We start from the raw sequence: 21,796 nt of genomic DNA, 5'->3' as shown, positions 1-21,796 counted from the left end.
GAGCAGCAGCGACCACCGCTCCAGGAGTGACCAACGCGATCGTGGCCAACAAGGCGCGCCACGAATGTCGAGACATGAGAGGGGGGTTCCTTCCTGACGTGCAGAACGCAAAGCGAGGGCAAGGCGCGTCGCCGCGCTGTTGCCGATGGGGGTGGGACCAGAGGTGCCGTCTCTGGTCCCGGCGCCGGGATGGTCGCCCGCCCCGGCGCACGCTTGTGGCCGGCCTCGGCCGCAGGCCCCCCTCTGGTCGGTCCCGCGGTGGCGGATACGGAGAGAGGGAGGTCGGGTCACGCCCTTGCGGTGCAGGCCAGGCCGCCGCACGGGGGCGTGCGGCGGTGGTGGCCTGGTGCGCGGATCGGCTCCCCGGCGGGTCGGACCGTCGCCGGGCGGAACGGTGACCGATGACCGGCGGTGATCTCCTGTGCCGTCAGGATGACGAGCCGGCGGATGTGGTCGCGTACTCCGGCATCCCGGCGGCCCGTGAAGCGGGAGCCGCCGGTCTGCGAACGGCGTTCAGCCGCGGTGTGGGGGAAGCCCCGCCTGACCGTCGTGCGGACGGACGGGCGGCACACCGCCTGAGGCCCGGATGCGGGCGCGAGTATCGTGTCGATCGGTCACGTGCTTCTCCAAGCTGGGCGCGGCCTCGCGGCGCGACATGGGATGTCACTGGCGCGAGGCAGTGGAAGCCGACGTGGCCGACCACGATGCGAAGGGGCCGCGAAGCGCCTCCACATCCGCCGAGTGGTCCAGCCGTGCAGGCCCCGGGAGGAGACCCCCGGAGTCTTGGCTACCAATTACGTTCCGCTGGCTGCGGCACGTCAAGACCCGAGGCATGCCTATTTTTCCGACAGGTCTGGCCGACTCGGGTCGTACCCGGTGTTATCCCGCTGTTCACCAGCCTGAACGGCGTCCACCGCACGCCGGAGGCGGTGTCCGCCGATCTGCGCTGCCGGAATGTTTCAGACTAAACGTGGGATGTCTGCATCCTCCCGGTCGGGCGCCCGATGGGGCGAACCGGTTCGATCACCCGATCCACGGCAGGGGTGTGAATGTTTCATCACCTTCACGGTGCGTGCCGGGCCGACGCCCCTGGTGAGAGCGGGTGGACGGGCTTCGGCGGCGCCACGGAGGGTGAGAGGGATCTTGACAGGTAACACGCGCGTCATGTGTGCTTCACTGCGCGTGGCGTCCCCTCCAATCCGCCGATGGTGGGAGCGCCGGGCGCCGACCGAAGTTAGCGCTAACAATATGGCTCCGCCGTCTTCGGGCGGAGTGGCCGGCTCGGACCCTGGGCCGCCGCCCACGTTCGAATCGATTCGACTAGCGCTGGAAGACCTCGGGTCGCGTCGCCCGTCGCGCCGCCTCCACCGGTCGAATGAGTACGACGCAACATGAAGGAGCATGACAATGAGGTCTTCATCCGATCGTCCTCCGGGGCGCGCGGATCGCCGGCGGCGCGCACGGAGCGTCGTCGCGTCCCTCCTGGCGGTGCCGGCGCTCCTGCTGGCCGGCCTGGTGTGGCCCACGCCGGCGTCGGCCGCGGCCGCACCGCTGGTCGGCTCGGCCTCCGGGCGGTGCCTGGACGTGCGCGGTGGTACGGACACGGCGGGGGCGGCGCTGCAGATCTACGACTGCAACGGCACGGCCGGTCAGGCGTTCGAGTTCACCTCGGCGGGCGAGCTGCGCACGTTCAACGGCACCCGGTGCGTCGACGCCTATGCCCAGGGGACCTCGCCGGGGACGCAGGCGGTCATCTGGTCGTGCAACGGGCAGAACAACCAGAAGTGGCGGCAGAACTCCGACGGGTCGATCACCGGGATCCAGTCGGGGCTGTGCCTGGACGTGAACGGGGCGAGCACCGCCAACGGCGCGCAGGTCATCCTGTGGACCTGCCACGGCGCCGCCAACCAGAAGTGGACCACCTCCGCGAATCCGTCGCCGTCGCCGACCCCGACCGTCACCCCGACGCCCCCGCCGCCGGGAGCGCGTCCGTGTGACATCTACGCCTCGGGCGGCACGCCCTGCGTGGCCGCGCACAGCACGACCCGGGCGCTGTTCGGCTCCTACAACGGCAACCTGTACCAGGTCAGGCGTTCGTCGGACAACACGACCAGGAACATCGGCCTGCTCACCGCGGGCGGCGTCGCCAACGCGGCGGCGCAGGACTCCTTCTGCTCCGGCACCTCCTGCGTCATCACCGTCGTGTACGACCAGTCCGGGCGCGGCAACGACCTGTGGTACCAGGGATCGAGCGTGGTCCCCGGCTCGCCGCAGAGCAAGCCCGCCGTCGCGACCACCGAATCGCTGACGGTCGGCGGCAACAAGGCCTACTCGCTGTACATCAACCCCGGCAACAGCTACTGGCGCGACGGTCACCTGACCGGCGTGCCCACCGGCAGCGCGCCCGAGGGCATGTACATGGTGACCAGCGGCACGCACGTGAACAGCGGTTGCTGCTTCGACTACGGCAACAGCGAGACCACGCGCAAGGCCGACGCCGCGGGGGCGATGGACGCCATCAACTTCAGCAAGCAGTGCTGGTTCGGCGGGTGCTCGGGATCGGGTCCGTGGGTCCAGGCCGACCTCGAATGGGGGCTCTTCCCCGGTGGCAGCCAGAGCTGGAACCCCAACCAGCGGGCGTTCACCAGCAAGTTCGTCACCGCGACGCTGAAGAACAACGGGACCTCGCGGTTCGCGATCAAGGGCAGTGACGCGACGTCCGGCGGCCTCTACACGCTCTACGACGGCGCGCTTCCCTCGGGATACAGCCCGATGAAGAAGCAGGGCGCCATCATTCTGGGCAGTGGCGGTGACTGCTGCAAGCCGGACGGCGGGGCCAACCTCAGCGCGGGCACCTTCTACGAGGGCGCCATGGTCGCGGGGTATCCCACCGACGCGACCGAGAACGCGGTGCAGGCCAGCATCATCGCCGCCGGCTACCGCTGACCGCGCGCGACCTGACGGAACGCGCCTGATGATCGGAGGCCGGCCATCCCCCACAGGGGCGGGTGGCCGGTCTCCGGCGCTAGCGCCGCAGGCGCACGGGATCGGCCGGCCCGGCGCGGCGGACGAGCCACGCCTCGGTGATGTGGCCGAACATCGCCTGCGCCGCGCCCTCGGGGTCGTGGGCGGCGATGCGCTCATAGATGCGGCGATGGCCGAGATTGGACGCGACGCACAGGGCACGCTCGGTGCGTCCCAGATAGCGGGCGGTGTTGATGACCTGGCTCTCCAGCGAGCGCACCACGCCACGGGCGATGCGGTTCCCGGAGGTCTGCATGATCATGTCGTGGAACGCGCGGTCGTGGTCGGCGTAGGTGACGGGGTCGTCCACGAGCTCGTCCATCCGATCCACCAGGGAGCGGAGCCGCTCGACGGTGGCGGAGTCCGCCAGCCGGGCGGCGACGTTGGCCATGTCGGACTCCAGCACCCGCCGGGTGACGACGAGGTCGTCGAGGATCGTCAGGGTCTCGTCCTCGGCGATGGTCACGGCGAGGACCACCTCGTCGAGCATGTCCCACATCACCGGTGGGGTGACCATGGTGCCGGCCCCCTGACGGACCTGCACCAGCCCTTTCTCCTGGAGGATCTTCACGGCCTCGCGGACGACGGTCCGGCTCACCGAGAAGGTCTCGCAGAGCGCGGGCTCGGGAGGCAGTGGCGTCCCCGGCCGGTACACGCCCCGGACGATGCGCTCGACCAGCTCCGCGGTCACCGCCTTGGAGAGGCTGGCGGGGCGTCGCACCCATGCGGGGGGCGCCGAAACGGACTCGGCCGATTCCTGGGGTGCCGTCATGTTCCCCTCCGTCACCGCCGAGATCGGCGCCGCTGCTCCGCGGCCGAGTATACGGCACGCCCATGAGCGGCCAAGATCAGGTGAATGATGCGTACCGGCCGCGACGCCACCCGCCGAGCCCGGCCGCACGGTGGAACGCGCGGTCGGGGACCTCACCTGCGGTGTGTAATGCTGGCGCCATGGACCCGGCATCCTCGGACACCGTCTATCCCCTGACCTTCGACACCGACGAACTGTTGTCCCGCACACCCGGCCTGCGGGTGGAGGACGGTGACGACGACGATCCCGTCCTGGTCTACCCGGACGGCCGCAGAGTGGACACCTGGCGGGAGCACTACCCCTACGGCGAGCGGATGTCGCGGGCGGAGTACGACCAGACCAAACGGCTGCTGCAGATCGAGTTGCTCAAGTTGCAATACTGGATCAAGGACACCGGCGGCCGCCTGGTCATCCTGTTCGAGGGCCGCGACGCCGCGGGCAAGGGCGGCACGATCAAACGGTTCATGGAGCACCTCAACCCGCGGGGGGCGAGCGTCGTCGCGCTGGAGAAGCCGAGCGAGCGCGAGCGCACCCAGTGGTACTTCCAGCGGTACATCGCCCACCTGCCGGCCGCCGGGGAGATCGCCCTGTTCGACCGGTCCTGGTACAACCGGGCCGGGGTGGAGCGGGTGATGGGCTTCTGCACCCCCGAGGATTACCAGGAATTCATGCTGCAGACCCCGCTGCTCGAGCGCATGCTCGTGCGCGAGGGCATCCACCTGGTCAAGCTGTGGTTCTCGGTGTCGCGCCGCGAGCAGCGCACCCGGTTCGTCATCCGGCAGGTGGACCCGGTCCGCCAGTGGAAACTGTCCCCGATGGACCTGGCCTCGCTGGACAAGTGGAACGAGTACACCAAGGCCAAGGAGGACATGTTCCTCAACACCGACACCGAGGACGCCCCCTGGACGGTCATCAAGAGCAACGACAAGAAGCGCGGGCGCGTCGAGGCCATGCGTCATGTCCTCAGCCTGTTCGAGTACACCAACAAGGACCACGAGGTCGTCGGTGCCCCCGATCCGCTCATCGTCCGCTCGGCCGCCGACATCGTCGAGGAGGACAACTCCGACCGGGAGACGCCGTTCCATCTTCCCCCGCCCGGCGACGGCCCGGCGACCACCGGGTGACCGGCCCGATCGCGGCTCTCGCGGGCGCCCACCGGCCCGTGGGAGCGCTCCCGGGGGGAACGGCTTTCCTACCTTCCGGCGACATCGCACAGCGCGAGCCGGACGTCCTTAACTGGGTGCGGGCAGATCACTACCGGGGGGTTGGATGAACTCATCGGGTTTCGGCAGGACACAGCACGACAGCGACCGTGTCCTGCACCTGGCCGGCGATCCTGACGCCGTCGCCCGCGCCCGGCGGCTGGTGTCCTCGGCGCTGGGCAAGGACCATCCGCTGCACGACGACTGCGTGCTGCTGACCAGCGAGATCGCCACCAACGCCGTGGTCCATTCCGACTCCGGCCACGGCGGCACGTTCACGCTCAGCGTCTCCTACTCCGCCGAGTGGGTGCGCATCGCCGTCCAGGACGCCGGCTCGCTCGACCCGCCGTTCGGCTGGCGGCCCTCCTCACCGCTGGACACCGGGGGACGCGGCCTGCTCCTGCTGGAGGCGCTCGCCCACCGCTGGGGGTTCACCAGGGAGGCGGGCACCAACAACGTCTGGTTCGAGATGCACGCCGACATGCTCACCCCGCCGGCTCCGGCCAACGGGTCCCTGCGCGCCGCCCGCTGACCACGGCCGCCACCCCGCCGGGCACAAGTGACGCCGGCGGGGCGGTCAGGGCAGGTCGAGGCGGCACAGCCCCTCGGCCAGCACCCGGGTGGTCAGGCGGGTGCGGCTGTCGCAGCCGAGCTTGGCGAAGATGTGCTCCAGGTGCGTGGTCACCGTGCGGACGCTGAGCACCAGCGCCGCCGCGATCTGCGGGTTGGAGTCGCCCAGCGCGACCCGGGTGAGCACCTCCAGCTCGCGCGCGGTCAGGTCGTAGGGCGGCTCGCACGGCCGCTCGGCGATCATCGCGCCCTGGATCGCGCCGTGGAAGCCGACCCCTGCGCGGTGGACGCGCACTTCGCGCCACTGCCCGCCGGAGTCCAGCCACAGGCCCCGCCGCGACAGCTCACGCGAGTCGATGAAGTCCCTGGCCAGCTCGGCCATCGCCGGCTCGCGCCCGAGTGCCTCCGACGGCGGCCATCCGGCGACCGCGCGGCACCGGCCGCCGCGCTCGAACGCGACCGCGTGGAAGCCCGGCGGCAGGCCCATCGGGTCGATCACGCACCGGGTGAGGTCGGTGACGTGGGCCAGCGTGCCGGAGACCGCGCTGATCACCGTGGCCGTCTCGGGCGGCAGCGCGCCGCGGCTGCCGACGTGCAGCAGGCCGGTGTAGCGGCCCTCCTGCACGAACAGCGGGGCCGTCAGTCCCGAGCGCCAGCCGTACGGCTCCAGGTGCCTGCGGTAGTACAGCTCGGTGCCGGGCGAGCCCATGGTCAGCGGCACCCGTGTGCTCATGGCACGCCGGTAGGGGCCGAGCCGGGCGTACTCCTCGGCGGCGTCCTCGTCCACCCGGGTGTAGCCGGAGGACAGCAGGCTGCGGTGCCGGCCGGTCGCCGGGTCGAACGCCACGAACTCGTAGGCCTCCACCGGGATGATCTTCCGGAGGGCCGCCATGGCGCCGTGCGCCCCGGATCCGCCGGCCACCTGGAAGCCGACCTCGGTGAAGGCGTGGAGGTGGCGTGCGCTCAGGGTGATCGAATCCATCCGTCCTCCGCGCTCAGCTTGCCCCAGAAGATCCTTGCCAGGAATACGTAAACCATCCGATGCAGACCGCTGCCCTGCTATTTAGCCTCTCCGGCATCACGCCGGAGCGACGGAGAGGCAGAGGTCCAGTGACGGTCCACAACAAGGCGCGGGGTGCCGCCGTCCTCCTCGCGGCCACGCTCGCGCTGAGCGCGTGCGGCGGGTCCAGCGGATCCGGCGGGGGCACGGCCGGCGGGCAGGGGCCCAAGCGGTTCTCGGTGGCGCTCAACGAACCCGACCATCTCACTCCCGGCAACAGCTCCAGCAGCTACTCCATCACCGTACTGCAGGCGCTGTTCGACACGCTCGTCGTCATCGACCCGCAGGGCAAGCCGCAGATGCGCGCCGCCGAGTCGGTGACCAGCCAGGACCAGCGCACCTGGACCATCAAGATCAAGGCCGGGCAGAAGTTCCACAACGGCGAGCCGGTGACCGCCCAGAGCTTCGCCGACGCCTGGAACGCCGCCGCCTACGCCCCCAACGCGTGGACCAACAACTACTACTTCGCCAACATCGAGGGCTACGACAAGCTCAACCCCGAGGCCGAGGGCGCCAAGCCCGAGACCGACAAGCTGAGCGGCCTGAAGGTCGTCGACGACGCCACCCTCGAGGTCCACCTCACCGCGCCGTTCAGCCAGTTCCCGATCACGCTGGCCTACACCGGTTTCGCGCCGATGCCCAAGGCCGCCTTCACCGATCTCAAGGCCTACGACCAGAAGCCGATCGGCAACGGTCCCTTCGCGCTGGACGGCGAGTGGGCGCACAACCAGAAGATCGAGCTGAAGAAATTCGACGGGTACACCGGCCCGCGCGCGGCCAAGTCCGGCGGCGTGCTGTTCAAGATCTACGCCAGCCGCGACACCGCGTACACCGACCTGCGGGCGGGCAAGGTCGACCTGCTGCAGACCATCCCGCCGGCCAGCGCGCCGGAGGCCAAGACGCTGCTCGGTGACCGCTTCGTGCCCACTGCGAGCGGCACCATGGACTACCTCGGCTTCCCCGTCTTCGACAAGCGGTTCCAGAGCGCCGACCTGCGCAAGGCGTTCTCGATGGCGATCGACCGGCAGGGCATCGTGGACGCCGTCTACAACGGCGCGTTCAAGCCGATGGCCTCGCTGGTGGCGCCGCTGGTGCCCGGCTACCGCGAGAACGCCTGCGGCGAGGCGTGCACCTACGACCCGGCCAAGGCCAAGGCGCTGTACGACAAGGCCGGCGGGTTCTCCGGGACGCTGAACCTCTACTTCTCCAACGCCGACCCCAGCTACGAGCAGTGGATGCAGGCGGTCGCCAACCAGCTCAAGCAGAACCTCGGCATCGCCGACATCCAGTTCAGGAAGATCCCGGCCGCCGACTACCTCTCCACTCTGCGGGAGAAGAAGGAGGACGGCCCGTACCGCAACAACTGGGTGATGGACTACCCGAGCCCGCAGAACTACCTTGAGTCGATGTGGGGGGCGGGCAACCGGATGGGCTGGGAGAACAAGCGATTCAACGAGCTCATCGCCCAGGCGGGCGCGGCATCCGGCATGGAGGCCAGCATCCCGCTCTACCAGCAGGCCGAGGACATCGCGCTCGCCGAGATGCCGATGATCCCGCTGTGGAACTGGCAGGACCAGGCCGGCTACAGCGACAAGATCACCGGCGTGCGCATCGACGCCTACAGCCCGAACCTCGACACCATCTCCGTCAAGTAGGCCGGGCGGGGATGACGACGATGAGGACTCCGGACGCGGTCAGGGCTCCCGGCCGCCCGGAGCCCTCGGCGGGGGACGCCCGGTGAGGTACGCCGTCCAGCGCCTGCTGCAGGCCGTCCCGGTCTTCGTGGCCACCACCTTCCTGATCTACGCGATGGTGTGGGCCCTGCCGGGTGACCCGATCCTCGCGCTCGCCGGTGACAAACCGCTGCCGGAGAACGTCCTGCAGGCCCTGCGCGAGCACTACCACCTCAACGATCCGCTGATCGTCCAGTACGGGCTGTACATGGCGGGGGTGTTCCTGCGCGGCGACCTGGGGGAGACCTTCACCGGACAGCCGGTGAGCGAGCTGCTCGCCGACCGGTGGTCGATCACCGCGCAGCTCGCGGTCACCGCGTGGGTCTTCGAGCTGGTCGTGGGCATCGGCCTCGGCGTGCTCGCGGCGCTGCGGCGCGGCAGGCTGGCCGACACGGCGGTGCTGGCCGGCACGACGTTCGTGATCGCGGTCCCGGTCTTCGTGGTCGGCTACACCGCGCAGATCGTGCTCGGCCTGAACCTCGGCCTGTTCCCGACCGCCGGCACCGACGAGGGCTGGCCGGGCAGCTACCTGCTGCCCGGCATGGTGCTCGGCTCGTTCGGCCTGGCCTACGTCGCCCGGCTGACCCGCACGTCCGTCGTGGAGAACCTCCGCGCCGACTACGTGCGCACCGCCACCGCCAAGGGCATGCGCCGCTCGCGGGTCATCGGCAGGCACACGCTGCGCAACTCGCTGATCCCGATGGTGACCTACCTCGGCGTCGACTTCGGCAACCTGATGGCCGGGGCGGTGGTCACCGAGGGCATCTTCAACCTGCCCGGCATCGGCCAGCAGGTCTTCCAGTCCATCCAGCTTCAGGAGGGGCCGGTCGTGGTCGGCGTCACCACCCTGCTGGTGATGATCTTCATTCTGGCCAATCTGCTCGTCGACCTGCTGTACGGCGTGCTCGACCCGAGGATCCGCCGTGGTTGACCTCAAGGCGGCGGTGGAGTCCGCCGCTCCCGAGCCCGAGACCTCCCGGCAGGTCCGCGGCTCGCTGTGGCACGACGCCTGGCTGGAGCTGCGCGGCCGGGTGCTCTTCTGGATCTCGGTGGCCATCCTGCTCGTCGCCTGCGCGATGGCCGCCTTCCCTTCGCTGTTCGCCCGGTTCGGCCCGAACGAGCAGTGCAACCTGCGGATGTCGAAGAAGGGCCCGGGCGCGGGCGCGCTGTTCGGCTACGACCTGCAGGGGTGCGACTACTGGTCCCAGATCGTGCACGGTACGCGCGCCTCGGTGCTCATCGGCGTCGCGGTGACCGTCTTCGCCCTGCTGATCGCGATCGTGCTCGGCCTGCTCGGCGGCTACTACGGCGGCACGCTGGACGCGATCATCGCGCGGGTGACCGACGTGTTCTTCGGCATTCCGTTCGTCCTGGGTGCGACCGTCGTGCTGGTCGCCTTCCCCGGGCACGGCATCTGGGCGATGACCAGCGTGCTGGTGCTGCTCGGCTGGACCACCATGACCCGGCTGATGCGCGGCCAGGTGATCGCGGTGCGCGACGCCGACTACGTACAGGCGGCGCGCGCCCTGGGCGCCGGGGACCTGCGGATCATGGTCAGGCACATCCTGCCCAACTCCCTCGCCCCGGTCTTCGTGGTCGCCATGCTGAACGTCGGCAACGTGATCTCCGGTGAGGCCACCCTGGACTACCTCGGCGTCGGCCTGCAGTACCCGCAGGTGTCCTGGGGGCTGCAGCTCAACGTCGCCCAGTCGTTCTTCGCCGCCTACCCGCACCTGCTGGTCTTCCCGGCGATGTTCCTCACCGCCACCGTGCTGAGCTTCCTCCTGCTCGGCGACGTCGTCCGCGACGCGCTCGACCCCAAGCTGCGCTGACGCGCCCGCCCTCCACGGCACGGGCTGCGTCTCCGGGGCTGCGCATGGGAAGCCCTTTCGGCATCCCCGTGTGCGTCTCACATGTCGCCGGCCGCCTCGCCGCGGGGTGCCGCCCGCCGGTGTCCCCGCCGGCACTTCCCGCCGTTGAGCGGTTCCGCCGCGCTTTCCCGCCCGCGAGTTCCCGCGTCCGCCGGCCCGCACTACCCGCCTGACGATCGTGATCGCGCCAGGGCGGCTGTCGCAGATGTGCCATGTCATATTTTCGACACGTCACTCCAGTTGCTCAGGTCACATCCGCATCGTCACGATTGCAGTTATTTCTGGCGCTTTGCCTAATTTTTGGAGTGGCTTCGTGCACCGCCCCCCTTCCCTACGGCTCGGGTTCACCTCCCTGGCCGCGGGACTCACGCTCGTCCTGGCGGCCTCGCCGCTCACCGGCGGGACCGCCTCCGCCGCCGCCCCCCGCTCCGGGCTCGCCGCGGCCGCCGCCTCCCGGGCCGCGACCGGCCCGGCCGCCGGCACGCGGACCGTCACGCTCATCACCGGTGACAAGGTCACCTACCGGTCCGGCGGCGCCACCCCGGCGATCGTCTCCGTCCAGGGGCCGCACGGCGGCCGCACCGCGGCCCGGATCACCACCGCCGGCGACGAGGTGTACGTGCTGCCGGACACGGCCGCCCCGTACGTGACCGCAGGGCTGCTCGACCGGTCGCTGTTCGACGTCACCAAGCTCGCCGCCTACGGCTACGACGACGCGAGCAGCGACCACATCCCGCTGATCGTCACCTACACCGACGCCGCCGCCCGCAAGCAGGCCGAGCCGGTACCGGGCGGCGCCGCGAAGGTCCGCACGCTCAGCAGCATCCAGGGCGCGGCGCTGACCGCCGGCCACGACCGGGCCGCGGACTTCTGGAACTCGCTCACCGGCACGGCGTCCGGCGCCTCCGCCCGTAGCGCCGCACCCGGCACCGCGCTCGCCGGCGGCATCGCCAAGGTGTGGCTGGACGGCAAGGCCAAGGCGGACCTCGCCGACACCGTCGCCCAGGTGCGCGCCCCCGAGGTGTGGGCGGCGGGGAACACCGGCACCGGCGTCAAGGTGGCCGTGCTGGACACCGGCGTCGACGCCGCGCACCCCGACCTGAAGGATCGGATCACCGGCTCGGCGACCTTCGTCCCCGGCCAGGACGTGACCGACCGCAACGGCCACGGCACCCACGTCGCCTCCACGATCGCCGGGACCGGCGCCGCGTCCGAGGGCGTGGAGAAGGGCGTGGCCCCCGGCGCCGACCTGCTGATCGGCAAGGTGCTCGACAACGCGGGCAGCGGCCAGGACTCCTGGATCATCGCGGGCATGGAATGGGCCGCCCGCGACCAGAAGGCCAAGGTCGTCAGCATGAGCCTCGGCGGCGGTCCGTCCGACGGCACCGACCCGCTCAGCCAGGCCGTGAACCGGCTCAGCGAGGAGACCGGCGCGCTGTTCACCATCGCGGCCGGCAACTCCGGCCCCGATGACGAGACCGTCAGCGCGCCGTCCACGGCCGACGCCGCGCTCTCGGTCGCCGCGGTGAGCGTCGGCGGCAAGGGCACCTCCCTCGCCGCCTTCTCCAGCAGGGGCCCGCGCGTCGGCGACTACGGCCTCAAGCCGGAGATCTCCGCACCCGGTGTGGACGTGCTGGCGGCCCGCTCGCAGTACGCCCCCGAGGGAGAGGGCGCCTACCAGACGATGAGCGGCACCTCCATGGCCACCCCGCACGTCGCCGGGGTCGCCGCGCTGCTCTCCGCCGCGCACCCCGACTGGACCGGGCAGCGGCTGAAGGACGCGCTGATCAGCAGCAGCAAGGTCCTCAACCAGTTCAGCCCCTACCAGGCCGGCGGCGGCCTGGTGGACGCGGCCGCCGCCGTCGGCGGCACGGTCTTCGCCACCGGCACCGCCTACATCGCCACCCACTGGCCCTACACCTCCGGCCAGAAGGCGACCCGGCAGGTGACCTACACCAACACCGGCGACGCCCCGGTCACCCTGAACCTCAACGTCACCGGCGGCGCGCCCGAGGGCCTGTTCGAGCCGTCGGCCGGCACGGTCACCGTCCCCGCCCGCGGCACCGCCACCGTCGAGGTGACGCTGGACGTCGACCGGGCCGAGCTGGACGGACACCTGGCCGCGCGGCTCGACGCGGTGGACGAGGAGGGCGTGCTGCGCGCCCACACCGTGCTCGGCTACTACAAGGAGGGCGAGCGGGCCCGGCTCACCGTCAACGCCAAGGACCGCTCCGGCAAGCCGCTCGCCGGCGAGCTGGTCGTGACCCGTCAGCTGCCCAACGGGCACCAGAGCGTCGACGCGTACGCGATCGGCGAGTCCGGCACCCGCACGCTGCGGCTGCCGACCGGCACGTACTCCATCTGGATGTGGGGCGAGGTGCAGGGCGCGAACGGCCCGCACTCGCTCGGTGTGGCGCTGCTCGCCAAGCCCGTCATCGACCTTTCGGCCGACACCGAGGTCACCCTGGACGCCCGCGGTGTCCGGCGGCTCTCCTCCGTCCTGCCGAACGGCATGGACCGGCCGCGGACCACGGTCGACACCCGCGTGGACTTCGTCCGCGGCTTCGGCGGCGATGAGGCCGTGGCCGACAGCCGCCTCCTCGGCGTCCAGCACGACAGCATGTGGGCGCTGCCGACCGGCAAGGTGAGCGGCGGCCGGCTGGGCCTCGCCGCGCGCTGGCGCGACGAGCAGCCCCGCCTGGCGGTGTCCTCCAAGGACGACGACTTCGAGGACCTGCTGATCCAGTCCCGGTACACCCCGCTGCCGGAGGGCCGCTACTCCTTCGACGCCGTCTTCGCCGGGCAGGGAAGCGCCGCCGAGCTGGCCGCGGCGAAGGTCAAGGGGAAGGTCGCGGTCGTGCGCTGGAGCGACGCCGCCGACCCGGTCGCGATGGCCGAGGCCGCCCGCGCCGCCGGCGCCAGGCTGCTGCTCCTGGTGGGCAACGGCCGGGGCAGGCTCGACGCCTGGGACGCGGTGCAGACCCCCGCCCCGATGCCGGTGGCGTCGGTCACCATGGACGAGGGCGAGCGCCTGATCGGCGGCATCCTCAAGAAGGGCAAGGCCCCGCTGCAGGTGACCTCGCACCCCGCGGCCGACTACCTGTTCGACCTGGTGCACAAGTGGACCGGTGCGGTGCCCGCCGATCCGACCTACCGGCCGGGCAAGCGTGACCTCGCGCGCGTCGAGATGTCCTTCGCCAACCACAAGCAGGCCACGGCGCGGGACATGCGCACCGACAAGCTGCCCGACTGGCCCAGCGGATTCAGCGGCTACCTCACCGAGGGGCCGGCGCGCGGCACCCGCACCGACTGGGTGTCCGCCGACGGCGGCGTGCGGTGGATGGAGTACGCGCTCGCCCTGGACGGCGGGGCGCAGGAGCAGTCCGACCTGGTCACCTACAAGGGGGGCGAGACCGGCGACTCCCGCTGGTTCGGCCCGATCGTGCGCCCGCGGATGAACGACGCCACCGGCTGGTTCCCGCTGCGCGGCGGCGACGCCCTGGTCCTCTTCCTGCCCTCCTGGGGAAGCTCCGGCGGCGACCACCAGGGGGAGATGCTGTTCAACGAGCACGTCACCCAGACGGCGTCGCTGTACCAGGGGGACACCCTGGTGGACCGCGTCACCAACGACCGCACCGACCGCTCGGTCTACCTGGCCCCGATCGTCAGCCCCGACCGGCTGCCCTACCGCCTGGTCAACGAGGCGGCCCGGGACGCGTCGCTGTACCCGTACTCGACGCGCACCCTCACCGAGTGGAACTTCACCAGCGGATACGTCGAGACCGACCACACGCTGACGCTGCCGATCATCCAGGTGGACTACGACGTCGACCTGGACGCCGACGGCCGGGCCCACCGCAAGGCCGACCTGACGGTCACTCCCCGGCAGCTGCCGTACGCGGTGGACGCCGGGCCGATCAGCACCGTCACCGTCGAGCTCTCCTACGACGACGGCGCCACCTGGCGCAAGGCCCCGCTCACCCGGAGGGCCGGCGGGTGGACGACGCGGCTGGACGCCCCGCGCTCGGCCGGTACGGTGACCCTGCGCACCCACGCGGGGGACACCAAGCACAACACCGTCACCCAGACGATCGTGCGCGCCTTCGGCCTGAAGTGAGCCGGCGGCGAGCCCGATGACAAGAAGGCCCGGACCGCACGGTCCGGGCCTTCGCGCGTCCCGGCGCATGTCGCGGGGTCAGCGGTCCTGGGCTCTGGAGCGCTCGTGGTGGCGGCGGGCCTTCATCCGGTTGCCGCACACCGCCATGGAGCACCAGCGGGCGGTGCCGGCCTTGCTGTGGTCGATCAGGAACAGCAGGCACTCGTCGTTGGCGCAGGGCCGCAGCCGCCCGGGGTTGTGCTCGGCCAGATGAGCCCAGGTCAGGACCGCCCGTACGGCCAGCTCGCGGCCGGGCGGGGCCTCCAGTGACCAGCGGACGCCCTCGCCGGTCACCACCGGCACACGGGTGACGCCCGCCAGCAGGGGCGCCAGCGCGGTCGCCGGCTCCTGCCCGCGCACCACCGCCTGCAACGCCCGCCGCGCCGAGAGCACCGCGCCCAGCTCCTCCGCCGTGCCGCGGCCGCCCAGAGCGGCGAGGCGGGCGCGGGCCTGATCGGCGTCGGCGTACATGTCGCGGACCCGGCCGTCCACGACCGGGGTGCTGTTGAGCACCTCCAGCAGCAGATCCTCGTCCGGCGTCGTCTCCGCCATTCCCACTCCTAACCACATTCACTAACTTGACAGGTTACCCGACGCGATGCTTGGCTGTGTCTTGTAACCGGTGAAATGAGCCATGGAGGTTAGAAATGACCGCAGTCCACCACCGCTACGCCGACGTCCAGGGGCACCGGATCTTCTACCGCGAGGCCGGTCCGGCCGGCGCGCCCGTCGTCGTGCTGCTCCACGGCTTCCCGACCAACTCGTTCATGTTCCGTGACCTGATCCCGGCCCTGGCGCACCGCTACCACGTCATCGCGCCCGACCACCTGGGCTTCGGCCTGTCCGACGCCCCGCCGGTCACCGAGTTCGCCTACGGCTTCGACGCCCTGGCCGGCCTCACCGCCGGGCTGCTGGCACGGCTCGGCGTCACGCGTTATGCGATTTATGTCCAGGACTACGGCGCGCCGGTGGGATGGCGCCTCGCCCTGGACGACCCCGGGGCGATCACCGCGATCATCACCCAGAACGGCAACGGCTACGAGGCCGGGCTGGTCGAGGACTTCTGGCGGCCGGTCCGGGCGTACTGGGCGGATCGCAACGCCGAGACCGAGGCGGGCGTGCGGGCGGCGCTGACCCTCGACGCCATCAGATGGCAGTACCTGCACGGCGTCCCCGACCCGAGCCTGGTCAGTCCCGACACCTGGCTGCACGACCACGCCCTGGTCTCCCGGCCCGGCAACGACCTGGTCCAGCTCGCCCTGTTCGCCGACTACGCGACCAACCTCGCCCTCTACCCCCGGCTGCACGAGTACTTCCGGGCGAGCCGGGTTCCGCTGCTGGCCGTCTGGGGCCGCAACGACGAGATCTTCGGCCCGGACGGCGCCCGCGCGTTCGCCGCCGACCTGCCGGACGCCGAGATCCACCTGCTGGACGGCGGGCACTTCCTGCTGGAGAGCGCGGGGGAGGAGGTCGCCGCCCTCATGCGCGACTTCCTCGCCAGGAGTCTTCCCCAGGTGGCCGCCGCGCTCTGACGCCGCTCCGCCCGCGAGCCCGGCCACACGGTCCGCCCCTGGCGGACCCGGATGCCCGGATGCCCGGGTGGCGGGCGCGGCGCGCTCGCCGGCCGCGGCGGTGCGGCGGCAGTACGGGGCCGATGCGAGCATGAGGAGGACGGAGATGCGGGCCGCGCGCGAGCGCGGGCGTCCCGTGGCGTGCCGAGGAGTCCGGGGGACGACAGGTGACCGACGACCTCTTCCCGCCCACGCTGCCGATCATGGAGACGATGGCGCGGACCGGTGACGGGCGTTCCTGGCTCGCCGCGCTGCCGGCGCTGGTCGATGAGCTGCGGCGCCGCTGGTCGCTGGAGCTGGGCGCACCCTTCCACGGCGGAACCTGCTCGTGGGTGGCGCCCGCCCGGCTGCCGGACGGCGGCGCGGCGGTGTTCAAGGTGAGCTGGCCGCACCGCGAGGCCGCCGGCGAGGCCGAGGCGCTGCGCCGCTGGGACGGACGCGGCGCGGTGCAGGTGTACCGCCACGACCGGGACAGGTACGCGCTGCTGCTGGAGCTCTGCGAGCCGGGCGGCCCGCTGCGCGCGGCCGGCCACATCGCGGCGGAGGAACGCCTGCTCATCGGGGCCGAGGTGCTCGGCGAGCTGTGGTCGGCATCGCCGCCCGCCGAGACCGGCCTGGAACGCCTGGACGCGGTCACCGCCGAGTGGGCGGACCTCGCGGGGGAGCGGATGGACCGGCTGCGGCCCGGCTTCGACCCCGGCCTGGTCGCGCACGGTGTCCGCCTGCTGCGCGAGCTGCCCGGGACGGCCGCCCGGCAGGTCGTTCTGCACGGCGACTTCAACCCCGGCAACGTGCTCGCCGCCCGGCGCCGTCCCTGGCTGGCCATCGACGCCAAGCCGATGGTCGGCGACCCCGCCTACGACCCCTGGCCGCTGGTCGAGCAGATCGACGACCCCTTCCGCCATCCCGTCCCGCGGCCGGTGCTCGCCGCCCGCTGCGCGCTGGTGGCCGGCGCCCTCGGTGAGGACGCGCGGCGGCTGCAGGCGTGGGCGGTGGCCCGCGGCGTCGAGATGGCCCTGTGGATGGCCGAGCACGACGTCCCCGGCGCCGGCCTCGCCATGGCCAGGGTCCGCGTTTTCGCCGGCCTGGCCGGTCTGTGAACGCCCCGGCCGCCCGGGCGCGGGCGAGCGGGACACCGGCCGGGTAGCCGGCCGGCAAAGGGGAAATTGCCGCTTCCAAAGCCGTGTCCGGGTGTGCCGCGCGGAGGCGATGGGACGACAGGGGCTTGCCGGGGCGATGGGGCGGCGGGGGCGCGAGGGCCTCCCGTCATGGGAGAGCCTTGTCGGTTCGCGGTCGTCGCCTTGGGTGTAGGGGGAGGGGCCCCGGCGATAATGAGAGGGACGCTGTGTGCGAAGGGCCCGCCGCCACGATCGCGCACATGGCCGAGTTGATTGAGCGGGGGCCGCTCGGACGGCCCTCTCATAGGGGGCTCCTCGCCGCGGGGATTTCGCGGGGGACGAGGTCCGCCGGAGGGCGGGCCGGGAGCGGCGCCGAACCGCCGCGTCGCCGGTGTGAAGGGCCGGTGACCCCCCCCTCATGGCGAGCCGGGCCGTGATCGAGCTCCGATGATCAGGCCGGTCGCCCCGGCCGTCCCGGATCGCCACAGCCGTTCAGCCGATCTCCCATGCCGTCAGGCGCAAAGTCGAGGAAACCGCCGGTGACCGCTTTCGGTGGCCGCTGACCGGTGACCGCCCTTCCCTAGAACGCAAAAGGGGACAGATCCATGAAGACTCGTCTACTCGTCCTTCCGCTGGCAACGGCGCTCTCGTTCACCACCGCCTCCGCGACCGGAGCCGGCGCCACAACGAGCGGAGGCGGCACGGGAACCGGCGCGCTGATACCAGGAGCCGTCCGGACACCGGTCCCCTCACCCGGCTCCCCCTCGCCCGGCTCACCGTCGCCCGGCTCCCCATCGCCCGGTTCGCCCTCACCCAGCGGGTCGCCGAGCGAGATGTCGCCCTCGCCCGTGCCCACCGCCTCTCCCTCCGGGCCCGGCTGCGCGGCCCTGCCCACCTCCGGGCCGGGCAGCGTGGCGCAACTCGCCGGCCAGCCGCTCGGGACGGCCCTCTCGCAGATCCCGGACCTGTCCACGCTGGCCGACGTCGCCAAGCGCGGGAACCTGGTGGACACCCTCAACTCCGCCAAGGACATCACGGTGTTCGCCCCGGACAACTCCGGCTTCCGGAAGGTCCCGCAGGACCAGCTCAACCGCTTCCTGGGCAACAGGCACGAGCTCGCCCGGCTGCTGACCTACCACGTCGTCCAGGGCCGCAAGTCCCCGGCCGACCTGGAGAAGGGGCAGATCGCCACCCTGGAGGGCGGCAAGGTCACGGTGAAGCGCGAGGACGACACCCTCAAGGTGAACGACGCCAAGGTGACCTGCGGCCCGATCCAGACCAAGAACGCCACCGTCTACATCATCGACTCGGTGCTCAAGCCCCGAGGATGACCCGGACGGTCACGCGGCACCGCTCCACTCCCACGGGCATCGGCGGCCACGGCCGCGCCGGTGCCCGTGCGGCGCGCCGGCGGGCCGGGCGCGCTCAGCCCGGGGACCGGGGCCCGCAGATCGGCAGGCTGTGGTCGGACGGGGCGCACAGCGTGATGCCGAAGGGGACGCGGACGGTGCCCTCGGCACGGCCGGCGCTGTAGGTGATGACGAAGCCCGAGCTCGACGCGCTGACCGCCGCCGGGCGGGAGGTCTGCAGGACGACCTCGCTGAACTCGACCCGTGGCGAGCCGTCCGGAGCGCACACCTGGGTGACCGTGCGCAGGGCGGTGGAGACGCCGCGCCGGCGCAGGCTCCGCGGCTCGCCCCAGCCCACGCCGTCCTCGCCGAAGCCCCGGTAGAACGGCCGGAGCGCGAACTCCTGCACCGACAGCCCGCCGATGGGATTCTCGAAGTCGACGCGGGTCACCTCCACCGCCCCGGCCCGGTCCAGGCAGACGGCGAAGCCGCCGAAGAGGTACGGCGTGCCCTGCCTGGTCAGCCGCAGGGCGAAGGACTGCCGCCCGCCGTCGCCCGGCTCGACCAGCCGGGGGGCGGCCGCCTGCACGGCGTCCGCCGCGCGCAGGTGCGCGCACGCGGCCACCGCGAGCATCGCCAGGCCCGCCTGCACGCAGGCCGGCACCACCCGGCGCGCGGCGTTCTTCCCCGCCGCCGTTCTCTGCCTTTTGGTGGTCATCGTCCGGTCGGAAATGATTCAGCCCTTGTGCGCCTCGACGATGGCCGAAAGCCGTACTCCCACCCCTTTGTCGCCGCAGAGCCGGGTGAGTTTCTTCGGCCGGAACGACAGTTTCGAGCGCACATCGTATCCGCTCTGCGCCGAGGCGCTGAACCCCGCCACGCTGACGCCGCCGCCTATCACGATGTTGCGCGCCTGGTCTTTGTCCCATACCGAGGAATTGCCGTAGAGCGTTATGCATTGCGCCTTCAGCCGGGGGTGGTAGGCGCGGGCGAAGCGCTTGATCGGGTCGCCGAGGCTGAGCGGCACCAGGCCGCGCCGGCCGTCGCACCCGTTCGCGACCACCCCGTAGTTCACCGTCCCGATGGCCCAGGCGTCGGCGACCCGGGAGACGGTGTGGCTGTCGCCCGCCCGCACCGACAGGGTGAGCGAGCCGCTGGAGGACCACCTGCCCCGCCCGGCCGCACCGCCCACGCCGAGCGTGTGGTCGGCGCCGTCGGCCTGGGTCACCGTCGCGAGCGCACCCGACCAGGCGTAGACGCCCATGTAGGTCTCCTCGCGCCCGTTGTACCGCTTGACCACGCGCGGCAGGCACGGGCCGGGGGAGCGGCCGGCGGCCGCCAGCCGGCCCGCCGAGATCTGCGCCGCGGTCACCGCGCCGTCCCGCAGGGCGCCGGAGACGGCGGAGAAGGCCGGAGAACGGGGTACGACCGCCGTCCGGCGCGCCTCGCGGCCGGCGGCGCCCATCCGCGTGGACGGGGCGGGCGGCGGGCCGGCGGGCGGCCGCCACCCGGCCCCGCCGGGCACGGGGGTCACCGGTTCCCCGGCCGGCGCGGTCATCCAGGCGGCCGGGTCGTCGTTGGCGTCGGCCACCGACGGATGGCCGCCGAGGTCGGCGACGAGCTGCCGGGGGACCGACACCCCGGCCGTCTCGGCGGCGGCGGTCGACCACACCGGCACCACCGGCCGTCCCTCCGCCGTGCCGACCAGGACGACCAGCCGCTCCGACCCGCCCGCCGCCGGCAGGACGTAGACCGGGTCCCCGGGGTCGCAGGCGCGCGGTGTGCCGGCGCCGCACCGGGCCGCCCGCCCGCCGATGGGCACGGCGTGCTCGGACCGGACCGCGGTGGTCATCCAGCGCACCTCGCGCGTGCCGTCGGTGATCGCCACCTCCAGGTGGACCCGTCCCCGCTCGTCGACGTAGGGCGCGGGCAGCGCGGAGGGGTCGAGGGCGACCGAGAACCGCCCGCGTGCGTCGGTGCCGGCCGCTCCGGCGACGACGGTGCCGAGCGAGCCGCCCTCGGGGACGTCGAGCGCGTCCCCCGCCGGGTAGGCGATGGCCAGGACGGCCGCTCCCTCCAGCGCGGCGCCGTCCCGGGTGACCACACCGCTCACCGCGGTCAGACCGGTCATCCCGGACACCGGGAAGGCGGCGTCCGCGGCCCCTCCGCCGGCCGGGGCCGCCCCGGAGGCGCTCGCCGCCAGCGCGGCGACCGCGCACAGCCGTGCCCGCGCGCGCGTATGCGCCCCCACGCCGTTCTCCTCCCTGCCCGGGCCGCGAGGCCGGGCGTCATCGCGTCGTCCATCGCGCCGCCGTCCCTGCGCCGGTGGTCACCGGCGCAGGGACGGCCGAAGCGGAGGTCAGCTCCGGCCGGGCGGGCGGACCAGGGTGTTGTGGAACGAGGTGAGCAGCCACTCGCCGCCGCTTTTCACCGCGACGGAGGTGTTGACCGACAGGGTGTCCGCGCGGCACGCCTTCTCCGCGCCGTAGAGCACGCATCCCTTGCGGACGATGACCGCTGTCACCGGCGACACGAAGCGCACCGTCTCCTCGGTCACAAGCGGCCGGGTGTGCCGCAGGCTGGTGCGGAAGTAGCGTTGCAGGGCGGTGGCGATGCCCTCGCGGCCGTGCAGGTGCTCGCCGAGGATGTTGACCAGGTCGGCCTCGGGCGCGTACTCCGCGGCGTACGCCCGGCCGTCGCCGCGCACCCAGGCGCTCTCCTGCCGGCTGCGGATGCGGGCCAGCGCCGTGAGGTCCGCCGGAGTCCCGGCCGACGCCTGGACGGAGTCCGCCGACACCGGGGAGGACGCCTTGGCCACGTCGGTGGACGACGGGGTGGCGGGGGAGATGACGGCGGAGGCGCCGACGGCCACCCGCGTCATGAGGTCGGCGGGCGAGGCGGTGGCGGCCGGGGCGGCGGCGCCGATCGAGGCGGTGCCGAGGCCTGCCGCAAGAGCCAGGCGCATCGTCCTGCGCCCGTGTCGATGATTGCGCATCGTGTGCTCCCGTCCGAATGTCGATCTGCAGCAAACGTAACCGCGCGTCGTCCGGCCGACGGTGAAAGCCGTCACGTGTCCTCAGTCGGTCCTCGGCTGATGCCCGGGATGTACGGGCATGGGGATAAGTGGCCGCCGGACGGCCGCGTGCCGCCGGAATCTTCGGAGATCTCCCGGGAAATGGGACGGCAGACGGTTCCCGGGGCGAGGTATTCGAGGTATACGAGGTATTTCGAGCGTTCGACTTCTTCGGAGTGGCACGCCGTGCACGAAACGTGCCGCACGAAGCCCTCTTTATAGGGATCTGATAGCAGTATTCCCCGTAAGTCCGACATA

General features: G+C 72.0%; 16 protein-coding genes. 10 read left to right on the top strand and 6 right to left on the bottom strand.

Annotated elements, in window-relative coordinates:
• The first annotated feature begins 1,407 nt into the window (after positions 1-1,407).
• Positions 1,408-2,946 carry a lectin gene (locus tag IEY93_RS31285; RefSeq protein WP_189166752.1) on the top strand — a complete coding sequence of 513 codons (1,539 nt, stop codon included), beginning with the start codon at positions 1,408-1,410 and terminating at the stop codon, positions 2,944-2,946.
• A gap of 79 nt (positions 2,947-3,025) precedes the next feature.
• Here the strand turns inward: IEY93_RS31285 and IEY93_RS31280 are convergent, their stop codons facing one another.
• Positions 3,026-3,796: a FadR/GntR family transcriptional regulator gene (locus tag IEY93_RS31280; protein ID WP_189166751.1), complete on the bottom strand. Its 771-nt coding sequence runs from the start codon at positions 3,794-3,796 to the stop codon at positions 3,026-3,028.
• 179 nt (positions 3,797-3,975) lie between these two features.
• Here IEY93_RS31280 and ppk2 point away from each other — a divergent pair, with 179 nt between their 5' ends.
• Positions 3,976-4,959, top strand: coding sequence for a polyphosphate kinase 2 (ppk2, locus tag IEY93_RS31275; RefSeq protein WP_189166750.1), 984 nt, complete (start codon positions 3,976-3,978; stop codon positions 4,957-4,959).
• A 145-nt stretch (positions 4,960-5,104) separates the two neighbouring features.
• Positions 5,105-5,569: an ATP-binding protein gene (locus IEY93_RS31270; RefSeq protein ID WP_189166749.1), complete on the top strand. Its 465-nt coding sequence runs from the start codon at positions 5,105-5,107 to the stop codon at positions 5,567-5,569.
• Between the two features lie 45 nt (positions 5,570-5,614).
• On the opposite strand, the gene IEY93_RS31265 is transcribed toward IEY93_RS31270, so the two are convergent.
• On the bottom strand, positions 5,615-6,589 hold the full coding sequence (locus IEY93_RS31265) for a helix-turn-helix transcriptional regulator (RefSeq protein ID WP_189166748.1): 975 nt from the start codon (positions 6,587-6,589) through the stop codon (positions 5,615-5,617).
• Positions 6,590-6,717: 128 nt separating this feature from the next.
• Between IEY93_RS31265 and IEY93_RS31260 the strand changes: the two genes are divergently transcribed.
• From IEY93_RS31260 to IEY93_RS31245, 4 genes are all read left to right on the top strand, one after another.
• Positions 6,718-8,322 (top strand): peptide ABC transporter substrate-binding protein, encoded by a 1,605-nt coding sequence (locus tag IEY93_RS31260; RefSeq protein ID WP_189166747.1) that lies wholly within the window; start codon positions 6,718-6,720, stop codon positions 8,320-8,322.
• 82 nt (positions 8,323-8,404) lie between these two features.
• Positions 8,405-9,331 (top strand): ABC transporter permease, encoded by a 927-nt coding sequence (locus IEY93_RS31255; protein ID WP_189166746.1) that lies wholly within the window; start codon positions 8,405-8,407, stop codon positions 9,329-9,331.
• Complete coding sequence (locus IEY93_RS31250) at positions 9,324-10,232, top strand: ABC transporter permease (protein ID WP_229691633.1); 909 nt, start codon at positions 9,324-9,326, stop codon at positions 10,230-10,232. The genes IEY93_RS31255 and IEY93_RS31250 overlap by 8 nt, the downstream gene beginning before the upstream one ends.
• Positions 10,233-10,584: 352 nt before the next feature.
• Positions 10,585-14,388 (top strand): S8 family peptidase, encoded by a 3,804-nt coding sequence (locus IEY93_RS31245; protein ID WP_203968976.1) that lies wholly within the window; start codon positions 10,585-10,587, stop codon positions 14,386-14,388.
• A 78-nt stretch (positions 14,389-14,466) separates the two neighbouring features.
• Here the strand turns inward: IEY93_RS31245 and IEY93_RS31240 are convergent, their stop codons facing one another.
• Complete coding sequence (locus IEY93_RS31240) at positions 14,467-14,979, bottom strand: CGNR zinc finger domain-containing protein (RefSeq protein WP_189166745.1); 513 nt, start codon at positions 14,977-14,979, stop codon at positions 14,467-14,469.
• Between the two features lie 95 nt (positions 14,980-15,074).
• On the opposite strand from IEY93_RS31240, the gene IEY93_RS31235 reads away from it, so the two are divergent.
• From IEY93_RS31235 to IEY93_RS31225, 3 genes are all read left to right on the top strand, one after another.
• Entirely contained in the window at positions 15,075-15,959 is an 885-nt protein-coding gene (locus IEY93_RS31235; protein ID WP_189166744.1) for an alpha/beta fold hydrolase, read from the top strand.
• 206 nt (positions 15,960-16,165) lie between these two features.
• Positions 16,166-17,098 (top strand): aminoglycoside phosphotransferase family protein, encoded by a 933-nt coding sequence (locus IEY93_RS31230; protein WP_203968978.1) that lies wholly within the window; start codon positions 16,166-16,168, stop codon positions 17,096-17,098.
• A gap of 623 nt (positions 17,099-17,721) precedes the next feature.
• The gene (locus IEY93_RS31225) at positions 17,722-18,447 is read left to right on the top strand and encodes a fasciclin domain-containing protein (protein WP_189166743.1); all 726 of its coding nucleotides are present in this window, start codon (positions 17,722-17,724) and stop codon (positions 18,445-18,447) included.
• A 94-nt stretch (positions 18,448-18,541) separates the two neighbouring features.
• Here the strand turns inward: IEY93_RS31225 and IEY93_RS31220 are convergent, their stop codons facing one another.
• From IEY93_RS31220 to IEY93_RS31210, 3 genes are all read right to left on the bottom strand, one after another.
• Positions 18,542-19,183 (bottom strand): hypothetical protein, encoded by a 642-nt coding sequence (locus IEY93_RS31220; protein WP_189166742.1) that lies wholly within the window; start codon positions 19,181-19,183, stop codon positions 18,542-18,544.
• An 18-nt stretch (positions 19,184-19,201) separates the two neighbouring features.
• A complete protein-coding gene (locus IEY93_RS31215; RefSeq protein WP_189166741.1) occupies positions 19,202-20,716 on the bottom strand; it encodes a hypothetical protein in 1,515 nt (504 codons plus the stop codon).
• Positions 20,717-20,824: 108 nt separating this feature from the next.
• Positions 20,825-21,460, bottom strand: a complete 636-nt coding sequence (locus tag IEY93_RS31210; RefSeq protein ID WP_189166740.1) for an SgcJ/EcaC family oxidoreductase — start codon at positions 21,458-21,460, stop codon at positions 20,825-20,827.
• Positions 21,461-21,796: the final 336 nt, after the last annotated feature.

The sequence above is a fragment of the Sphaerisporangium melleum genome (genome assembly GCF_014646695.1).
GTDB classification, from domain to species: domain Bacteria; phylum Actinomycetota; class Actinomycetes; order Streptosporangiales; family Streptosporangiaceae; genus Sphaerisporangium; species Sphaerisporangium melleum.
The sequence above is the reverse complement of the archived record's forward strand: the minus strand, read 5'-3'. Positions and strand labels throughout refer to the sequence as shown.

Excerpts from the sequence above, each read along its gene's own strand:
- IEY93_RS31225 (WP_189166743.1), top strand. The coding sequence starts at position 17,722 with ATGAAGACTCGTCTACTCGTCCTTCCGCTGGCAACGGCGCTCTCGTTC.
- IEY93_RS31210 (WP_189166740.1), bottom strand. The coding sequence starts at position 21,460 with ATGCGCAATCATCGACACGGGCGCAGGACGATGCGCCTGGCTCTTGCG.
- IEY93_RS31280 (WP_189166751.1), bottom strand. The coding sequence starts at position 3,796 with ATGACGGCACCCCAGGAATCGGCCGAGTCCGTTTCGGCGCCCCCCGCA.
- IEY93_RS31285 (WP_189166752.1), top strand. The coding sequence starts at position 1,408 with ATGAGGTCTTCATCCGATCGTCCTCCGGGGCGCGCGGATCGCCGGCGG.
- IEY93_RS31240 (WP_189166745.1), bottom strand. The coding sequence starts at position 14,979 with ATGGCGGAGACGACGCCGGACGAGGATCTGCTGCTGGAGGTGCTCAAC.
- IEY93_RS31220 (WP_189166742.1), bottom strand. The coding sequence starts at position 19,183 with ATGACCACCAAAAGGCAGAGAACGGCGGCGGGGAAGAACGCCGCGCGC.
- ppk2 (WP_189166750.1), top strand. The coding sequence starts at position 3,976 with ATGGACCCGGCATCCTCGGACACCGTCTATCCCCTGACCTTCGACACC.
- IEY93_RS31270 (WP_189166749.1), top strand. The coding sequence starts at position 5,105 with ATGAACTCATCGGGTTTCGGCAGGACACAGCACGACAGCGACCGTGTC.
- IEY93_RS31265 (WP_189166748.1), bottom strand. The coding sequence starts at position 6,589 with ATGGATTCGATCACCCTGAGCGCACGCCACCTCCACGCCTTCACCGAG.
- IEY93_RS31235 (WP_189166744.1), top strand. The coding sequence starts at position 15,075 with ATGACCGCAGTCCACCACCGCTACGCCGACGTCCAGGGGCACCGGATC.